This window comes from Stenotrophomonas sp. GD03819, from assembly GCF_029841665.1.
Taxonomy (GTDB): Bacteria; Pseudomonadota; Gammaproteobacteria; order Xanthomonadales; family Xanthomonadaceae; genus Stenotrophomonas; species Stenotrophomonas geniculata.
Genome location: NZ_JAOCEW010000003.1, coordinates 1 through 14,382, shown reverse-complemented (window position 1 = coordinate 14,382; position 14,382 = coordinate 1). Strand labels below are relative to the sequence as shown.

At 66.7% G+C, this 14,382-nt stretch carries 15 protein-coding genes; 4 read left to right on the top strand and 11 right to left on the bottom strand.

Going from position 1 to position 14,382, the window contains the following annotated elements; all coding sequences use genetic code 11:
• Positions 1 to 80: 80 nt before the first annotated feature.
• The 6 genes from N5D45_RS02430 to N5D45_RS02405 all read right to left on the bottom strand — a co-directional run bounded on the left by N5D45_RS02430 (position 81) and on the right by N5D45_RS02405 (position 5,454).
• Positions 81 to 476 carry a hypothetical protein gene (locus N5D45_RS02430; RefSeq protein ID WP_010481819.1) on the bottom strand — a complete coding sequence of 132 codons (396 nt, stop codon included), beginning with the start codon at positions 474 to 476 and terminating at the stop codon, positions 81 to 83.
• 49 nt (positions 477 to 525) lie between these two features.
• Positions 526 to 1,593, bottom strand: a complete 1,068-nt coding sequence (rlmM, locus tag N5D45_RS02425; RefSeq protein ID WP_197657308.1) for a 23S rRNA (cytidine(2498)-2'-O)-methyltransferase RlmM — start codon at positions 1,591 to 1,593, stop codon at positions 526 to 528.
• Positions 1,577 to 2,137, bottom strand: a complete 561-nt coding sequence (locus N5D45_RS02420) for a nucleoside deaminase (protein WP_004154307.1) — start codon at positions 2,135 to 2,137, stop codon at positions 1,577 to 1,579. Before N5D45_RS02420 ends, rlmM begins: the two co-directional genes overlap by 17 nt.
• Positions 2,138 to 2,235: 98 nt before the next feature.
• Positions 2,236 to 2,958, bottom strand: coding sequence for a DUF6348 family protein (locus N5D45_RS02415; protein WP_057503663.1), 723 nt, complete (start codon positions 2,956 to 2,958; stop codon positions 2,236 to 2,238).
• A gap of 50 nt (positions 2,959 to 3,008) precedes the next feature.
• Positions 3,009 to 3,662, bottom strand: a complete 654-nt coding sequence (locus tag N5D45_RS02410) for a hypothetical protein (protein WP_279938417.1) — start codon at positions 3,660 to 3,662, stop codon at positions 3,009 to 3,011.
• A 43-nt stretch (positions 3,663 to 3,705) separates the two neighbouring features.
• Entirely contained in the window at positions 3,706 to 5,454 is a 1,749-nt protein-coding gene (locus N5D45_RS02405; RefSeq protein WP_197657306.1) for a glutamine--tRNA ligase/YqeY domain fusion protein, read from the bottom strand.
• A 153-nt stretch (positions 5,455 to 5,607) separates the two neighbouring features.
• Between N5D45_RS02405 and N5D45_RS02400 the strand changes: the two genes are divergently transcribed.
• Both N5D45_RS02400 and msrA read left to right on the top strand, forming a co-directional pair.
• Positions 5,608 to 5,871 (top strand): DUF2007 domain-containing protein, encoded by a 264-nt coding sequence (locus N5D45_RS02400; protein ID WP_010481810.1) that lies wholly within the window; start codon positions 5,608 to 5,610, stop codon positions 5,869 to 5,871.
• A gap of 30 nt (positions 5,872 to 5,901) precedes the next feature.
• Positions 5,902 to 6,567 carry a peptide-methionine (S)-S-oxide reductase MsrA gene (gene msrA, locus N5D45_RS02395; RefSeq protein ID WP_197657310.1) on the top strand — a complete coding sequence of 222 codons (666 nt, stop codon included), beginning with the start codon at positions 5,902 to 5,904 and terminating at the stop codon, positions 6,565 to 6,567.
• Positions 6,568 to 7,213: 646 nt separating this feature from the next.
• Here msrA and N5D45_RS02390 read toward each other — a convergent pair.
• From N5D45_RS02390 to ahpC, 5 genes are all read right to left on the bottom strand, one after another.
• Positions 7,214 to 8,170 carry a transaldolase gene (locus N5D45_RS02390; RefSeq protein ID WP_010481808.1) on the bottom strand — a complete coding sequence of 319 codons (957 nt, stop codon included), beginning with the start codon at positions 8,168 to 8,170 and terminating at the stop codon, positions 7,214 to 7,216.
• Between the two features lie 50 nt (positions 8,171 to 8,220).
• On the bottom strand, positions 8,221 to 8,625 hold the full coding sequence (gene rnk / locus N5D45_RS02385; protein ID WP_005408156.1) for a nucleoside diphosphate kinase regulator: 405 nt from the start codon (positions 8,623 to 8,625) through the stop codon (positions 8,221 to 8,223).
• Positions 8,626 to 8,748: 123 nt separating this feature from the next.
• Entirely contained in the window at positions 8,749 to 9,711 is a 963-nt protein-coding gene (locus N5D45_RS02380) for a LysR substrate-binding domain-containing protein (protein WP_043398116.1), read from the bottom strand.
• 85 nt (positions 9,712 to 9,796) lie between these two features.
• A complete protein-coding gene (gene ahpF, locus N5D45_RS02375) occupies positions 9,797 to 11,389 on the bottom strand; it encodes an alkyl hydroperoxide reductase subunit F (protein WP_279938416.1) in 1,593 nt (530 codons plus the stop codon).
• Positions 11,390 to 11,614: 225 nt separating this feature from the next.
• Positions 11,615 to 12,178 (bottom strand): alkyl hydroperoxide reductase subunit C, encoded by a 564-nt coding sequence (ahpC, locus tag N5D45_RS02370; RefSeq protein ID WP_005408159.1) that lies wholly within the window; start codon positions 12,176 to 12,178, stop codon positions 11,615 to 11,617.
• Between the two features lie 353 nt (positions 12,179 to 12,531).
• Between ahpC and prmC the strand changes: the two genes are divergently transcribed.
• Together prmC and pip are read left to right on the top strand one after the other, a co-directional pair.
• Positions 12,532 to 13,389 (top strand): peptide chain release factor N(5)-glutamine methyltransferase, encoded by an 858-nt coding sequence (gene prmC, locus N5D45_RS02365; protein WP_279938415.1) that lies wholly within the window; start codon positions 12,532 to 12,534, stop codon positions 13,387 to 13,389.
• A 48-nt stretch (positions 13,390 to 13,437) separates the two neighbouring features.
• Positions 13,438 to 14,379, top strand: coding sequence for a prolyl aminopeptidase (gene pip / locus N5D45_RS02360; RefSeq protein WP_054171061.1), 942 nt, complete (start codon positions 13,438 to 13,440; stop codon positions 14,377 to 14,379).
• Positions 14,380 to 14,382 lie beyond the last annotated feature (3 nt).

Here is a 14,382-nt window from a genome sequence, read left to right as displayed (position 1 = left end):
GGCATCAGTGAACAAAAAAGGGGACGGAGGGGATCAAGTCGTTTGTGCCACAAACGACTTGATCCCCTCCGTCCCTTTTTTCAGTCGACCAGCCAACCGGCCAGGTCTGCACGATCCAGCTTGCCGCGACGCTTCACGTCCAATGCATTGAACTCATCGGCCAGCGCCGGGTTGGCCTGTGCTTCCTCGCGGCTGATGAAACCATCGCCGTTCACATCCAGCGCGGCGAAGTGGATGCGGTACTGGCCGACCACGCTGCTCGGTTCCAGCGAACGCACGGTCACCTGTGCCTCGCCGGCTGGTCGTGCAATCTCGACGCTGCCGCTGACCCGGCCAGCATCCAGCGGTTGCTGGCGGATCGCGCCGCCGGTGGGGCCCAGCGGCTGGCTCTGCGCAGGGGTGTGCGGCAGGTGCTGGGCCATGGCCGGTGCGGCTGCCAGCAAAGTGATCAGCAGGGTGAGCGAGTGGTAGCGCATGGTTCCGTTCCCCGATAGCGCCGGGCCATGCCCGGCGGATGCAATGGGTTCAGCGCAGCGGCGAGGCCAGCACCGTGATTTCTTCCCGATCGTGATACAGCTGCTTGGCGCGCACCACCAGCGGCTTGCCGGCCTGGTCCTGGAACAGGTCCAGGCACAAGCGGGTTTCGTCCCAGCGCTTCTTCATCGGCAGCTTCAGATTGAAGATCGCGTGCCGGCACCAGCCTTCGCGGAACCAGGTGGCCATGCGCTCGGCCACGCGCCGCGGCTGCTCGACCATGTCGCAGACCATCCAGTCCAGCGGCTGCTCCGGATGCCAGTGGAAGCCATCGGCGCGCAGGTGCTCGACCAGGCCGGTGTCCAGCACGTGCTGGCGCAGCGGACCGTTGTCGATGCTCAGTACGTGCATGTGCTGGCGGGTCAGCACCCAGGTCCAGCCGCCCGGTGCGGCGCCCAGGTCGGCCGCACGCATGCCGGGCTTGGCCAGCGCTTCGCGCTCTTCCGGCGTCAGCAGGGTCAGCAGCGCTTCGTCCAGCTTCAGCGCCGAACGCGAAGGCGCTTCGGGCAGCAGCTTCAGGCGCGGGATGCCCAGCGCCCACGGCGCGCTGTCGGCCGGGTCGGCCACGCAGACGAAGGCGTGGGTACCGTCGACGAACACCACGTGCAGGCGCGGCAGGCGCGTATTGGGCTTGTCGGTCAGCTTGCCGGCCTTGCGCAGCGCCGGGCGCAGCGCATTGCCGAAGGCACGGGCCAGACCGGACAGTGGCTTGCCGGCGTCCGAATCGGGGTGCTCCACCCACAGGTCGCCAAAGCGCGGCGCATCGGCCAGCACCTCCAGCATCGGGGTGATCCGGTCAGCCGGGTCCAGCTGCGGCAGCTCGGCCAGTACCACCAGCTTCTGCCGCGCGAAGATCAGCTCGCGCCAGCGCAGGCGCGGTGCCAGCGCAGCCGCCTCGTCGCACATGAACAGCACGTAGCCGTCATTGCGCTGGGTGCGCGCGTAGCCGGCGAAACCGGCTTCACCGGCGCGGAACTGCAGCTCGCCGGCCAGCTCGGGCTCGAAGCCCTGCCGGCACAGGCACAGCAGGCCGATGCCGGTTTCAGTAGCGGGCGCCATCGCTTTCCCCATAGGCACGCAGCACGCTGCGCGCAGCGTCGCGGTTCAAGCCCTGCACGACTTCGATGCCGCGCTTGTTGAGTTCACCCACCCAGTCCGCCGGCAGCGGGCCTTCGTCGAACGGGGTCAGTTCCTCGACGTCGGCCGAGTTGGCGCCGATCAGCAGGCGGTCGATGCCGGCCCATACGGTGGCGCCGTAGCACTGGCAGCACGGCTGCGAGCTGGTGGCCAGGGTGACAGGCGACAGCACCGCGTTCAGGCGCGGGGTCTGCAGGCGCTGCTGGGCCAGCATGTAGGCCATGTTCTCGGCGTGCGCCAGCGAGGTCGCATGCGGCATCACCCGGTTCACGCCGGCGGCGATGACCTTGTCATCCGGGCCGAACACCACGGCACCGAACGGGCCGCCACTGGCGTGTTCGACGTTCAGCCGCGACAGCTCGATCGCCAGCGCGACCTTGGCCTCATCGCCCGGATATCGACGATCCAGGTCGATCTGGTCGTGGATCCAGGCGGGAAGGGTCAGGTGGACTTGCGCGTACAGCATCGCGAGGGTGCCTCGTAGTGGGATGGAAGAAAGTGCGGTTGCTTGGGAAACCGGCGCGCAGTGTAGCTGCACCGGCCTGTATCGGGTGTGGCGGCGGATCAGCCCGGTGAACCGGTACGGATCACCACGTACTGCTTGCGGAATTCCAGCCCGGCCGGCGGCCAGCTGGCCGCGTAGGCGCGCAGCAGGGGAAGGGCGCCGGCGAAGTCGTGGCCGTTGACCCGGCAATCGGCCTCGCACAGGCCATCGGCATCGCGCGAGGCGAACAGGCGGATGGCAAGGAACTGGCGCGCCTTCAGCAGGTCGTCGAAGGCGTCCATGCTCTTGGTGAACAGACAGCAGGGGCAGGAACCGTGGTCGTCCTCGCTGCAGGTGGAGGCATCCACCTCCTGCGCGCGGTAGTGCGCCAACGGCCCCAGCACCACGGTGCGTTCGTGTTCCTCGCCGTCGTCGCTGGCCGGATAGGTCAGGCCCAGCATCGGCAGGCCCTGTGCATCTTCGGCGCCGATCGCGGTCTGCAGGGTCGCCAGATCCACCCGCACCCAGGTCTGGAAGCCGGACAGCAGCGACGCCTGCTCATCGGCACCGTTGGCGTGCTGGTACTCGAACAGGCCATCGGCGAACAGCACGGGGTGCTCGATCTCGATGACCGTGGAGGTCTGCCAGCCGCCGTTGTCGCGCGCGTGTGCCGCCATCGCATGCGGTGTCAGGCGCAGGCCGCTGTCCAGCAGCAGCGCGCCGCCGTCGACGCGACTGGCGATGCCGGCGTCCTGCAGGACCTGCTGCAGCAGCGGGAGGAGGGCGGCGGAGGTCGTGGTCATGTCAGGCCTGTGGGTGGATGGGGTGAAACATCCAGGCAGGGCCTGGGGATCTAGCGGTCGAGCGCGTCGAGTTCGGCGCGATATCGCAGCGCGTCGGGCTGCTGCTGCGGATCGTTGCCGTGGTCGCGCAGCCAGGTTTCCAGCTCGCGGCGATAGTCCGCGCGGAAACCGGCATTGCCCGGGCTGAAGTGCAGCTTGCGTGCCGCCACCTCCACGCGTTCGCGCGCAGTGGCACGGGCCTGGGCGATGCCGTGCGGGGATTCGTTGGTGAGGATGACGAAGTTGCGCGGGAAACCCGGCGTGTACTTCACCACGAATGGCTGGTCGGGCGCCGGGATGCGGATCGCGTTCTCCAGCGGCCACAGCGAGGCGGTGTTGGTGTGGAACACCACTTCCACATCGCGGCCTTCGGCAGTGCGCAGTACCGCTTCGTAGCGCCAGATGTACTGCTCGTTCATCGTCGAGCTGGTCCGCTCGGACTTCACGATCACCGCTTCACCGCGCTCGCCCACCACGTTGAGGAAGGCGGCGTTGAGAAAGTGGCCGAGGATGATGTTGAGCATCGCCAGCGGGAACACCACGATGGCGTAGCCCGGAAAGCGCCGCCACCACGAGACCAGCCCGGCCAGCACCATCGCCGAAAAGAACGTCAGCAGCGGATGCTGCGAGATGAACCAGAGCAGGGCGGAAAGTGCGGTGATCATCGTAGGGTTCGTGCGGGCGCCTTCCCGGCGCCCGCGCAGGTCCTCAGGCCGACCAGGTGTCGCGCAGGGTCACGCTGCGGTTGAACACCGGCTTGGCCTCGGTGTGGTCGCGGCGGTCGGCCACGAAGTAGCCGGTACGCTCGAACTGGAACGACTGCTCCGGCGCGGCGCTGGCCGCGGCCGGCTCGACATAGCCGGTGACGGTGCGGCGCGATTCCGGGTTGAGGTAGTCGCGGTAGGTCTTGCCTTCCGATTCGTCGTCCGGATTGGCCACCGAGAACAGGCGGTCATACAGGCGGATCTCGGCCAGCACACCGTGCACGGCGCTGACCCAATGGATGGTGCCCTTGACCTTGCGGTTGGCGCCTTCCATGCCCGGACGCGATTCCGGATCCAGCCAGCCGCGCAGCTCGGTGATGGTGCCGTCGGCATCCTTGATCACTTCATCGCAGCGGATGATGCCGGCGCCGCGCAGGCGCACTTCGCCACCCGGCACCAGGCGCTTCCAGCCCTTCGGCGGTACTTCGGCGAAGTCCTCGCGGTCGATCCACACTTCGCGTGCGAACGGTACTTCGCGGCTGCCGAAGCTCTCGTCCTTCGGGTGGTTGCTGAAGGTCAGCTGTTCTTCGTGGCCTTCCGGCAGGTTGGTCAGCACCAGCTTGACCGGATCGATCACCGCCATGCGGCGCGGCGCGGCACTGTCCAGGTCTTCGCGCAGCGCGCCTTCCAGCACGCTGAAGTCGATCAGCGAGTTCTGCTTGCTGATGCCCACGCGTTCGGCGAACAGGCGCATCGCCGCAGGGGTATAGCCACGGCGACGCAGGCCCTGCAGGGTCGGCATGCGCGGGTCTTCCCAGCCGTCCACCAGCTGTTCGGTGACCAGCGCCATCAGCTTGCGCTTGCTCATCACCGTGTAGTTGATGTTCAGGCGCGAGAACTCGATCTGGCGCGGCTTGGCTGCTTCGCGCGGCAGGCCGGCGTCGACCAGCGGTTGGGTCAGCGCATCGTCATGGGCGAAATCGACGTTGTCCACGCACCAGTCGTACAGCGGGCGGTGGTCTTCGAATTCCAGCGTGCACAACGAGTGGGTGATGCCCTCGATCGAATCACCCAGCGCATGGGCGAAGTCGTACATCGGGTAGATCGGCCACGCGTTGCCGGTGTTCTGGTGCTCGACGTGCTTGATGCGGTACAGCGCCGGATCGCGCAGGTTGATGTTGCCGCTGGCCATGTCGATCTTGGCGCGCAGGGTACGCGCGCCATCCGGGAATTCACCGGCCCGCATGCGGCGGAACAGGTCGAGGTTTTCCTCGACGCTGCGGTCGCGCCACGGCGACGGGCGGCCCGGCTCGGTCAGGGTGCCGCGGTAAGCGCGCACTTCCTCGGCCGACAGGTCGCAGACATAGGCCTTGCCCTGTTCGATCAGCTTCTCGGCGGCCAGGTAATAAGTCTGGAAGTAGTCCGAGGCGTGGCGCAGCTCGTTCCAGCTGAAGCCCAGCCAGCGCACGTCGTCCTGGATCGCGGCCACGTATTCCGGATCTTCCTTGGCCGGGTTGGTGTCGTCGAAACGCAGGTTGCAGACGCCGCTGAATTCACCGGCGATGCCGAAGTTCAGGCAGATCGACTTGGCGTGGCCGATGTGCAGGTAGCCGTTCGGCTCTGGCGGGAAGCGGGTCTTGATCGCCTGGTGCTTTCCGCTGGCCAGGTCCTCGCGCACGATCTGGCGGATGAAATCGCGCTTTTCGTGGCTGTCGGCGGGGGTCTCGGGGCTGGCGGGGGTGTGCTCGGACATGAGTCGGCGAAAAGAAAGGCAGAAAGACCAACAGTCTAGCGCGTACGGGGCAGGGCTGCCCGGTAGGGCTGGCCGGCGGAATGGTCACGCGCCGTCACCACCACCATTCAGCCCCCGGGCGTATGCTGGACCCATGTCCCATGGAGCCGCCGCATGCACATCGTGTACAAGGCCGACAACCTGTTCGACGCCCACCTGGTCAAGCACGCGCTGGAAGATGCCGGCATCCCGGCCTTCGTGTTCGGCGAGTCGCTGCTGGGTGGCATGGGCGAGCTGCCGCTGTTCGGCGTGCTGCGGGTGGGCATCCCCGACGCGGCGCGGCCGCAGGCCGAGGACATCGTGGCGGCGCTGGACTTGGGCCACGCGCCGGACGCCCCCATCTCAGATGCAGACGACATAGCCGGACTTCCGGCGTAGGAGCGCATCATGTTGGGAATTGGCCAGGGCATCCTCGGCATCGGCGCCTTCAAGCAGCGCCTGCCGCGCCCGGAAGAAGCACTGCCGGGGCGTGACCAACCGCTGCCGCTGCACAGCAACCAGCACTTCGTGAACAGCCATCCGCTGAAGGACCGTTTCGCCGGCCTGCAGCAGATCCGTTTCGCGCTGGGCTGCTTCTGGGGCGCCGAGCGCAAGTTCTGGACCGAACCGGGCGTGTACAGCACCTCGGTCGGCTATGCCGGCGGCATTACCCCGAACCCGACCTATGAAGAGGTCTGCTCGGGCCTGACCGGCCACACCGAAGTGGTGCAGGTGGTGTTCGACCCGGCGGTGGTGAGCCTGGAGCGGCTGCTTCAGCTGTTCTGGGAGAGCCACGACCCGACCCAGGGCATGCGCCAGGGCAACGACACCGGCACCCAGTACCGCTCGGCGATCCACGTCACCGACGAGGCGCAGTACAAGGCAGCGCTGGCCAGCCGCGAGGCCTACCAGGCGCAGCTGGACGCGGCTGGCTACGGCCCGATCACCACCGAGATCGTGTATCCGGCGCCTGAGTATTACTACGCCGAGGATTACCACCAGCAGTACCTGGCGAAGAACCCGAACGGTTACTGCGGGATTGGTGGCACCGGCGTGAGCTGCCCGATCGGGTTGGATGTGGAGGCGCCGCGCTGACGCGCGGTGGTCCGCCCGCGGCGGGCAACGTCAACGGCTGAAAGCCAAAGCCAAAGCGGCTCTGGGTTGCTGCTTGTTGGGTGGGGCGGTGTGGGTTGGCAGGACACGCCGTAAACCCGTCCTTGGGGGCTCGATGGCGCCTTGCTCGTGTGCGCGGTCCTGCGCACACGGCAAGACCGGGGTTGGGCGTCCTGCCCAACCCGCCCGAGGCATGCCTCGGGCCCATGGCGCCAACGGTCCTGCCAACCCACACCGCCCCACCCCCGACAGTTTCCCGGTGACGGTGGGAAAGAGCATTGGGTTACTGACGAACTGATGGAAAACAAAAAGGACGCGGCGTTCGCCGCGTCCTTTTTGTTTGGTTCTGCATTGCCCTTGTAGAGCCGAGCCATGCTCGGCTCCGAGCAAGCGGAGCGCGCGACCCGCTGTTGCTCTTCTTTCCTTCTTCCGTGGCGGGCGGCCGCAGGAAACTGTCGAAGGCAGGGTGGGTAGGCCGTGCAGGGGCGTGAGCCGCATGGATGCGGCGACCGAGCTTACAGGGACGTACTTGCAGCGTCCCCTGCACGGCCTACCCACCCTGCCAACCGCATGATCGGCTCTTCGCGACCAACCGACCCGCCACGAGGGGCTCAGCCGTTGGCCGGAATCACAGTGCCGCGCGGATCCGCTCGCGCAGTGCTTCCAGATCCTTGGCAAACGCCTCGATACCGGTTGCCAGCTTCTCGGTCGCCATCGGATCGGCCGCCAGATCCGCCGCGAACTTCGCTGCATCGATCGGGGTCACCGCCACGCCGTCGGCGGCACCGGCCACCAGCTTGCGCGGCAGCTCGCCGTGGTCGGCGTCCAGCTTCTCCAGCAGGTCCGGCGAAATCGTCAGGCGGTCGCAGCCGGCCAGTGCTTCGATCTGCGCGGTCGAACGGAACGAGGCACCCATCACCACCGTCGACGAACCGCGACGCTTGAATTCGGCATACACGCCACGCACGAACTTCACGCCCGGGTCTTCGTCGATGCTGGCCGGGGTCTGGCCGTTGGCCACGTACCAATCGAGGATGCGGCCGACGAACGGCGAGATCAGGAACGCGCCGGCTTCGCTGCAGGCCAGTGCCTGGGTCGGGTTGAAGATCAGGGTCAGGTTGCAGTCGATACCCTCGGCCTGCAGGATGCGCGCGGCTTCCACGCCTTCCCAGGTCGCGGCGATCTTGATCAGGATCTTCTCGCGCGGCACGCCTGCATCAGCGTACATCTGGATGAACTGGCGGGCCTTGGCCACGGTGGCGGCGGTGTCGTAAGCCTGGTCGGCATCCACTTCGGTGGACACGCGGCCCGGCACCAGCGTGCTCAGCAGCGCGCCGACGCCGATGGTCAGGCGGTCGGCCACGGCATGCACCACGGCTTCGCGGTCGCCACTCTGCTGGCGGCCCCAGGCCAGTTCGCGTTCGATCAGCTCGGCGTAGACCGGCAGGTCCAGCGCCTTCTTCACCAGGGTCGGGTTGGTGGTGCAGTCCACCGGCTGCAGGCGCTTGATGGCGTCGTAGTCACCGGTATCGGCAACGACCACGGACAGTTCGCGCAGCTGGGACAGTTTGGACGGGGTACTCATTACGGCTCCTGGTGCAGGGGGATCGAATCGCGCGCGGTGCGCAGCGGTAATCAGGGGCGGTCGTTGTGGACCGCGGTCACGCGCAGGCGCAGCTTGCGGCCGCCGGGCGCGTTCCAGTCGATGCTCTGGCCGATCGAAAGGCCGAGCAGGGCGCTGCCGACCGGGGCCAGCACGGAAACCTTGCCTTCATCGACGTTGGCTTCGCGGGGGAAGACCAGGGTCAGGACGTGCTTCTCGCCCGAGACTTCATCTTCGCACTCCACGCGCGAATGCATCATGACGATGCCTTCGGGAATCTGGTCCGGTGCCAGCACGGTGGCACGGTTGAGTTCTTCAGCAAGCGCGAGCGCGGCAGGCGTCTGGCTCAGCGCAGGGGATTCGAGCATGGCGTCCAGGCGGTCCATGTCGAAGGTGGAAACGGTGATCGACGGCGGCAGGCCGCTGGCGGTACTCATGGTGAAGCTCCTTGGTTGAAAGCCATGCAAAAGGCGGCACCTGCTGGCGCCGCCTGTCTGTATTGTGGGGACAAATGCGGCCGGAATCGACTCCTGTCGATTCCAGGCCGGTACTGCGGGGGCTCAGCCGTTCAGCGCGGGGCCGGGCAGGGCGGCAGTGTCGCCGGCGGTGTTGACCGCCTCCAGGGTGAACAGCGCCTGCGGCAGGCGCTTGAACTGGTCGGCCAGCTCCATCAGGAAGTCGTTCATGGCCGAGCTGCGGCGCCAGATCATGGCGATGCGGCGGCTGGGACGGCCTTCGCCGGTGAAATCGAGCAGGCGGATGTTGTTCGAGCGCGGGACCGGCGGTTGCACCGACAGGCTCGGCAGCAGAGTGATGCCGACGTCGGCGGCAACCATCTGCCGCAGCGTCTCCAGGCTGGTGGCGCGGAACTCGGACTTCTCGTTGGCACCGAACAGGCGGCAGACTTCCAGTGCCTGGTCGCGCAGGCAATGCCCGTCTTCCAGCAGCAGCAGCTTCTGCGTGGCCAGTTCCTGCACGTCCAGGTGTTCGCGACGGGCCAGCGGGTGGCGCCCGGAAACAGCCAGCAGGAACGGCTCCTCGAACAGGAATTCGGCGTGCAGCTGGTCATCGATCACCGGCAGCGCCAGCAGTGCGGCGTCCAGCTTGCCCTCGCGCAGGCGGTCCAGCAGCACGTCGCTCTTTTCTTCGACCAGCAGCAGTTCCAGTTCGGGGAAGCGCTCGCGGATGCGCGGGATCACATGCGGCAGCAGGTACGGGCCCAGGGTCGGGAAGATCCCCAGGCGCACCGTACCGGCTTCCGGATCGCGGCTGCGTCGCGCCGCTTCCTTCAGCTGTTCCACTTCGGACACGATCACCCGCGCCCGCGCGGCAGCTTCCTGGCCGGCCGGGGTCAGCATCACCTTGCGCGGTGCGCGTTCCACCAGCGGCAGGCCCAGCTCTTCTTCCAGCTTGCGGATCTGCGTGGACAGCGTGGGCTGGCTGACGAAGCAGGAGGCGGCAGCCCGGCCGAAATGCTTGTGGTCGGCCAGGGCTACCAGGTACTTCAGATCACGTAGGTTCATCCTTACACCCCAGGGGTAACGGACCGGCTGACGGCGTGGTTACCCGACAGGCAGACAATGTTCCCGGTGATCTGGGAACGGTGGATCAGGCAGCTTCAGCAACGGCACCGCTGCTGCTGCTCACCGACGAGCGGATCAGGTGGTCGAACGCGCTCAGTGCGGCGGTCGAACCGGCGCCCATGGCGATGATGATCTGCTTGTAGGGTACCGTCGTGCAATCGCCAGCAGCGAACACACCCGGCAGGTTGGTCTGGCCACGGTCGTCGATGACGACCTCGCCACGCGGCGACAGCGCCACGGTGTCCTTCAGCCACTCGGTGTTGGGCAGCAGGCCGATCTGCACGAAGATACCTTCCAGCTCGACGCGGTGGGCGTCGCCGCCGACGCGGTCCTTGTAGACCAGGCCGGTGACACGGCTGCCGTCGCCCAGCACCTCGGTGGTCTGCGCGCTGGTCAGCACGGTGACGTTGGCCAGGCTGCGCAGCTTCTTCTGCAGTACTTCATCGGCGCGCAGGCTGGAATCGAATTCCAGCAGGGTCACATGCGACACGATGCCGGCCAGGTCGATGGCCGCTTCCACGCCGGAGTTGCCGCCGCCGATCACCGCCACGCGCTTGCCCTTGAACAGCGGGCCATCGCAATGCGGGCAGTAGGCCACGCCCTTGTTGCGGTACTGGTCCTCGCCCGGCACGTTCATCTGCCGCCAGCGTGCGCCGGTGGACAGGATCACCGAACGCGACTTCAGCACCGCGCCGTTCTCCAGCTGCACCTGCACCAGGCCGTCTTCACCGGCCGGCACCAGCGCGCTGGCGCGCTGCAGGTTCATGATGTCCACCTCGTACTCGCGCACGTGCTGTTCCAGCGCCGTGGCCAGCTTCGGGCCTTCGGTCTCCTTCACCGAAATGAAGTTCTCGATCGCCATGGTGTCCAGCACCTGGCCACCGAAACGCTCGGCGGCGATGCCGGTGCGGATGCCCTTGCGTGCGGCGTAGATCGCTGCTGCCGCACCAGCCGGGCCTCCGCCCACCACCAGCACGTCGAAGGCGTCCTTGGCGGCGATCTTCTCGGCATCGCGCTTGCTGGCATTGGTGTCCAGCTTGGCCACGATCTGCTCGAGGGTCATGCGGCCCTGGTCGAACACTTCACCGTTGAGGTACACGGTCGGCACCGACATGATCTCGCGCTTCTCGACTTCGTCCTGGAACAGGGCACCGTCGATGGCCACGTGCTGGATGCGCGGGTTGAGCACCGCCGCCAGGTTCAGCGCCTGCACCACGTCCGGGCAGTTCTGGCAGGACAGCGAGAAGTAGGTTTCGAACCGGTACTCGCCTTCCAGGTTCTGCACCTGCTCGATCAGCTCGGCGGTGGCCTTGGACGGGTGGCCGCCCACCTGCAGCAGGGCCAGCACCAGCGAGGTGAACTCGTGGCCCATCGGCAGGCCGGCGAAGGTCAGGTGGATATCCTGGCCCGGCGTGCCCAGGCCGAACGAGGGCACGCGGCCCTGGCCGTCACGCAGCACCTGCAGCGAGATCTTGTCCGACAGGCTTTCCAGGGTCTGCAGCAGTTCCAGCATTTCCTGCGACTTGGCGCCGTCGTCGGCGTGCGCGGTGATCTGGATCGGGCGGGTCACGCGCTCCAGATAGGTCTTCAGCTGCGACTGCAGGTTGGCGTCCAACATCGGGTCATCTCCTGGCTTCAGGCAAACAGGGGGCGTGGCACCGCTGTAGAAGGTAGCGGACCAGCAGGGGGTAGGGGTGAACCCAAGACAGCGACCGTGGAAGGGGCTGGCTGGCCAAGGCTGGCGCGCGTTGGCTGTCTTGGGTTCACCCCCACGCCGGCGGGGGGACCGGCACGGGGATGAAAGGCGCGCCGTGGCGTGGGGCCACGGCAGGCCGGTACTGCGTTAGATCTTGCCGACCAGGTCCAGCGACGGGGTCAGGGTCTTCTCGCCTTCCTTCCACTTGGCCGGGCAGACCTGGTTCGGGTTGGCGGCGGTGAACTGGGCAGCCTTCAGCTTGCGCAGGGTCTCGGACACGTCACGGGCGATCTCGTTGGAGTGGATCTCCAAGGTCTTGATCACGCCTTCCGGGTTGATGATGAAGGTGCCGCGCAGGGCCAGGCCTTCTTCCGGAATGTGCACGCCGAAGGCATTGGTCAGCTGGTGGGTCGGGTCGCCGACCAGCGGGAACTGGGCCTTGCCGACGGCCGGCGAGGTTTCGTGCCACACCTTGTGCGAGAAGTGGGTGTCGGTGGTGACGATGTAGACCTCGGCGCCGGCCTTCTTGAACTCGGCGTAATGGTCAGCCGCGTCCTCGATCTCGGTCGGGCAGTTGAAGGTGAAGGCGGCCGGCATGAAGATAAGGACGGACCACTGGCCCTTCAGGCTGGCGTCGGAAACCTTGATGAACTCGCCATTGTGGTAAGCGTTGGCTTCGAACGGCTGGATCTGGGTGTTGATCAGGGACATCGTTTTTCCTCTGGTGAAGGGGAGTGGGTGAATCGACAGGAGCTAGGTTACCGACTCGCTGGCGATAAGAACAATCCATTGATTGCATCTATTCGATAGATGGAGTCTATCAAATGGCCATGAGCCGGCACTGAACCTTGCTGCTCCCATCCTGCAACTGCCTGTATGACAAGGAAAATCTTTCCCGGCAGGTGAATGCGGCCGATAGCCCGTCCTTATTCCGTTCGCCAGAACCTGAACGGATTCCGCTGTTGTAGAGCCGAGCCTACGCTCGGTTGCGGATCTGTAGAGCCGAGCCCACGCTCGGCTGTCCCAGAAGCAGCCGAGCATGGGCTCGGCTCTACAATTGCGGCATGTCTGTCAAAACCGAACCCACCCTGCGCCAGATCGTGGCCGAGGCCAGCGCCCGCCTGGGCGGCATCGACGCCCGCCACGAGGCCGAACTGCTGCTGCTGCACGTACTGGAGCGCCCGCGCAGCTGGTTGTTCGCGCACGCCACCGACCCGCTTCCGTCCACCGATCAGGCCACCTTCGAAGCACTGCTGGCCCGCCGCGTGGCCGGTGAGCCGGTGGCCTACCTGACCGGCCGCCGCGGTTTCTGGACGCTGGACCTGGAGGTCGACCCGGCCACGCTGATTCCGCGCCCGGAAACCGAGCTGCTGGTGGAACTGGCGCTCGAGCGCCTGCCGGCCAATCGCGACCTGCAGGTGGCCGACCTCGGCACCGGCAGCGGTGCGATCGCCTTGGCGCTGGCCAGCGAGCGGCCGCAGGCGCAGGTGCTGGCCACCGATGCCAGCCCGGGCGCGCTGGCCGTGGCCAAGCGCAACGCCGCGCGCCATGAACTGCGCAACGTGCGCTTCGCCGAGGGCGGGCACGACTGGTATGCGCCGCTGCAGGGCGCGCGTTTCGACCTGATTGCCAGCAACCCACCGTACATCGCCAGCGACGACCCGCACCTGGAACAGGGTGACCTGCGCTTCGAACCGGCCACCGCGCTGGCCTCGGGTCCGGATGGCCTGGATGACATCCGCCGCATCGTCGACGGTGGCCAGGCCCACCTGCTGCCTGATGGTTGGCTGCTGATCGAGCACGGTTGGGACCAGGGCGAGGCGATCCGCGCGTTGTTCGACGCGGAGGGTTTTACCGAGGTGCAGACCGTGCAGGACCTGGAGCAGCGCGACCGCATCACCCTGGGCCGGCGTCCGGCCTAGAATGGAGGTTCTCCTGCCCCGGCAGGGCATCACCCTGGAGCTGCACGCATGCGTACGCTGTACCCCGCCATCACCCCCTACGACGTCGGCACCCTGAAGGTCGACGATCGCCACACCCTGTACTTCGAACAGTGCGGCAACCCGGACGGCAAGCCGGTGGTGATGCTGCACGGTGGCCCGGGCGGCGGCTGCAGCGACAAGATGCGCCAGTTCCACGACCCGTCCAAGTACCGCATCATCCTGTTCGACCAGCGCGGTGCCGGCCGTTCCACCCCGCACGCGGACCTGGTGGACAACACCACCTGGGACCTCGTTGCCGATATCGAGAAGCTGCGCGAACACCTCAAGGTCGATCGCTGGCAGGTGTTCGGTGGCAGCTGGGGTTCGACCCTGGCCCTGGCCTATGCCGAAACCCACCCGCAGCGCGTGACCGAACTGGTCCTGCGTGGCATCTTCATGCTGCGTCGCTGGGAGCTGGAATGGTTCTACCAGGAAGGCGCCAACCGCCTGTTCCCGGATGCATGGGAGCACTATCTGAAGCCGATTCCGTCGGTGGAGCGTCATGACCTGATCTCGGCCTTCCACCGCCGCCTGACCAGCGACGACGAAACCACCCGCCTGGAAGCGGCCAAGGCGTGGGCGGTGTGGGAAGGCGCGACCAGCTTCCTGCATGTCGATGATGACTTCATCAACAGCCACGAAGACCCACATTTCGCCCTGGCGTTTGCCCGCATCGAGAACCACTACTTCGTCAACGGCGGCTTCTTCGAGGTGGAAGACCAGCTGCTGCGCGACGCACACCGCATTGCCGACATCCCGGGAGTGATCGTGCACGGGCGCTACGACGTGGTCTGCCCGCTGGCCAACGCCTGGGACCTGACCAAGGTGTGGCCGAAGGCGAAGCTGGACATCACCCCGGCCTCGGGCCACTCGGCGTTCGAGGCCGAGAACGTGGATGCGCTGGTACGCGCCACCGATAGCTTCGCCTGATGC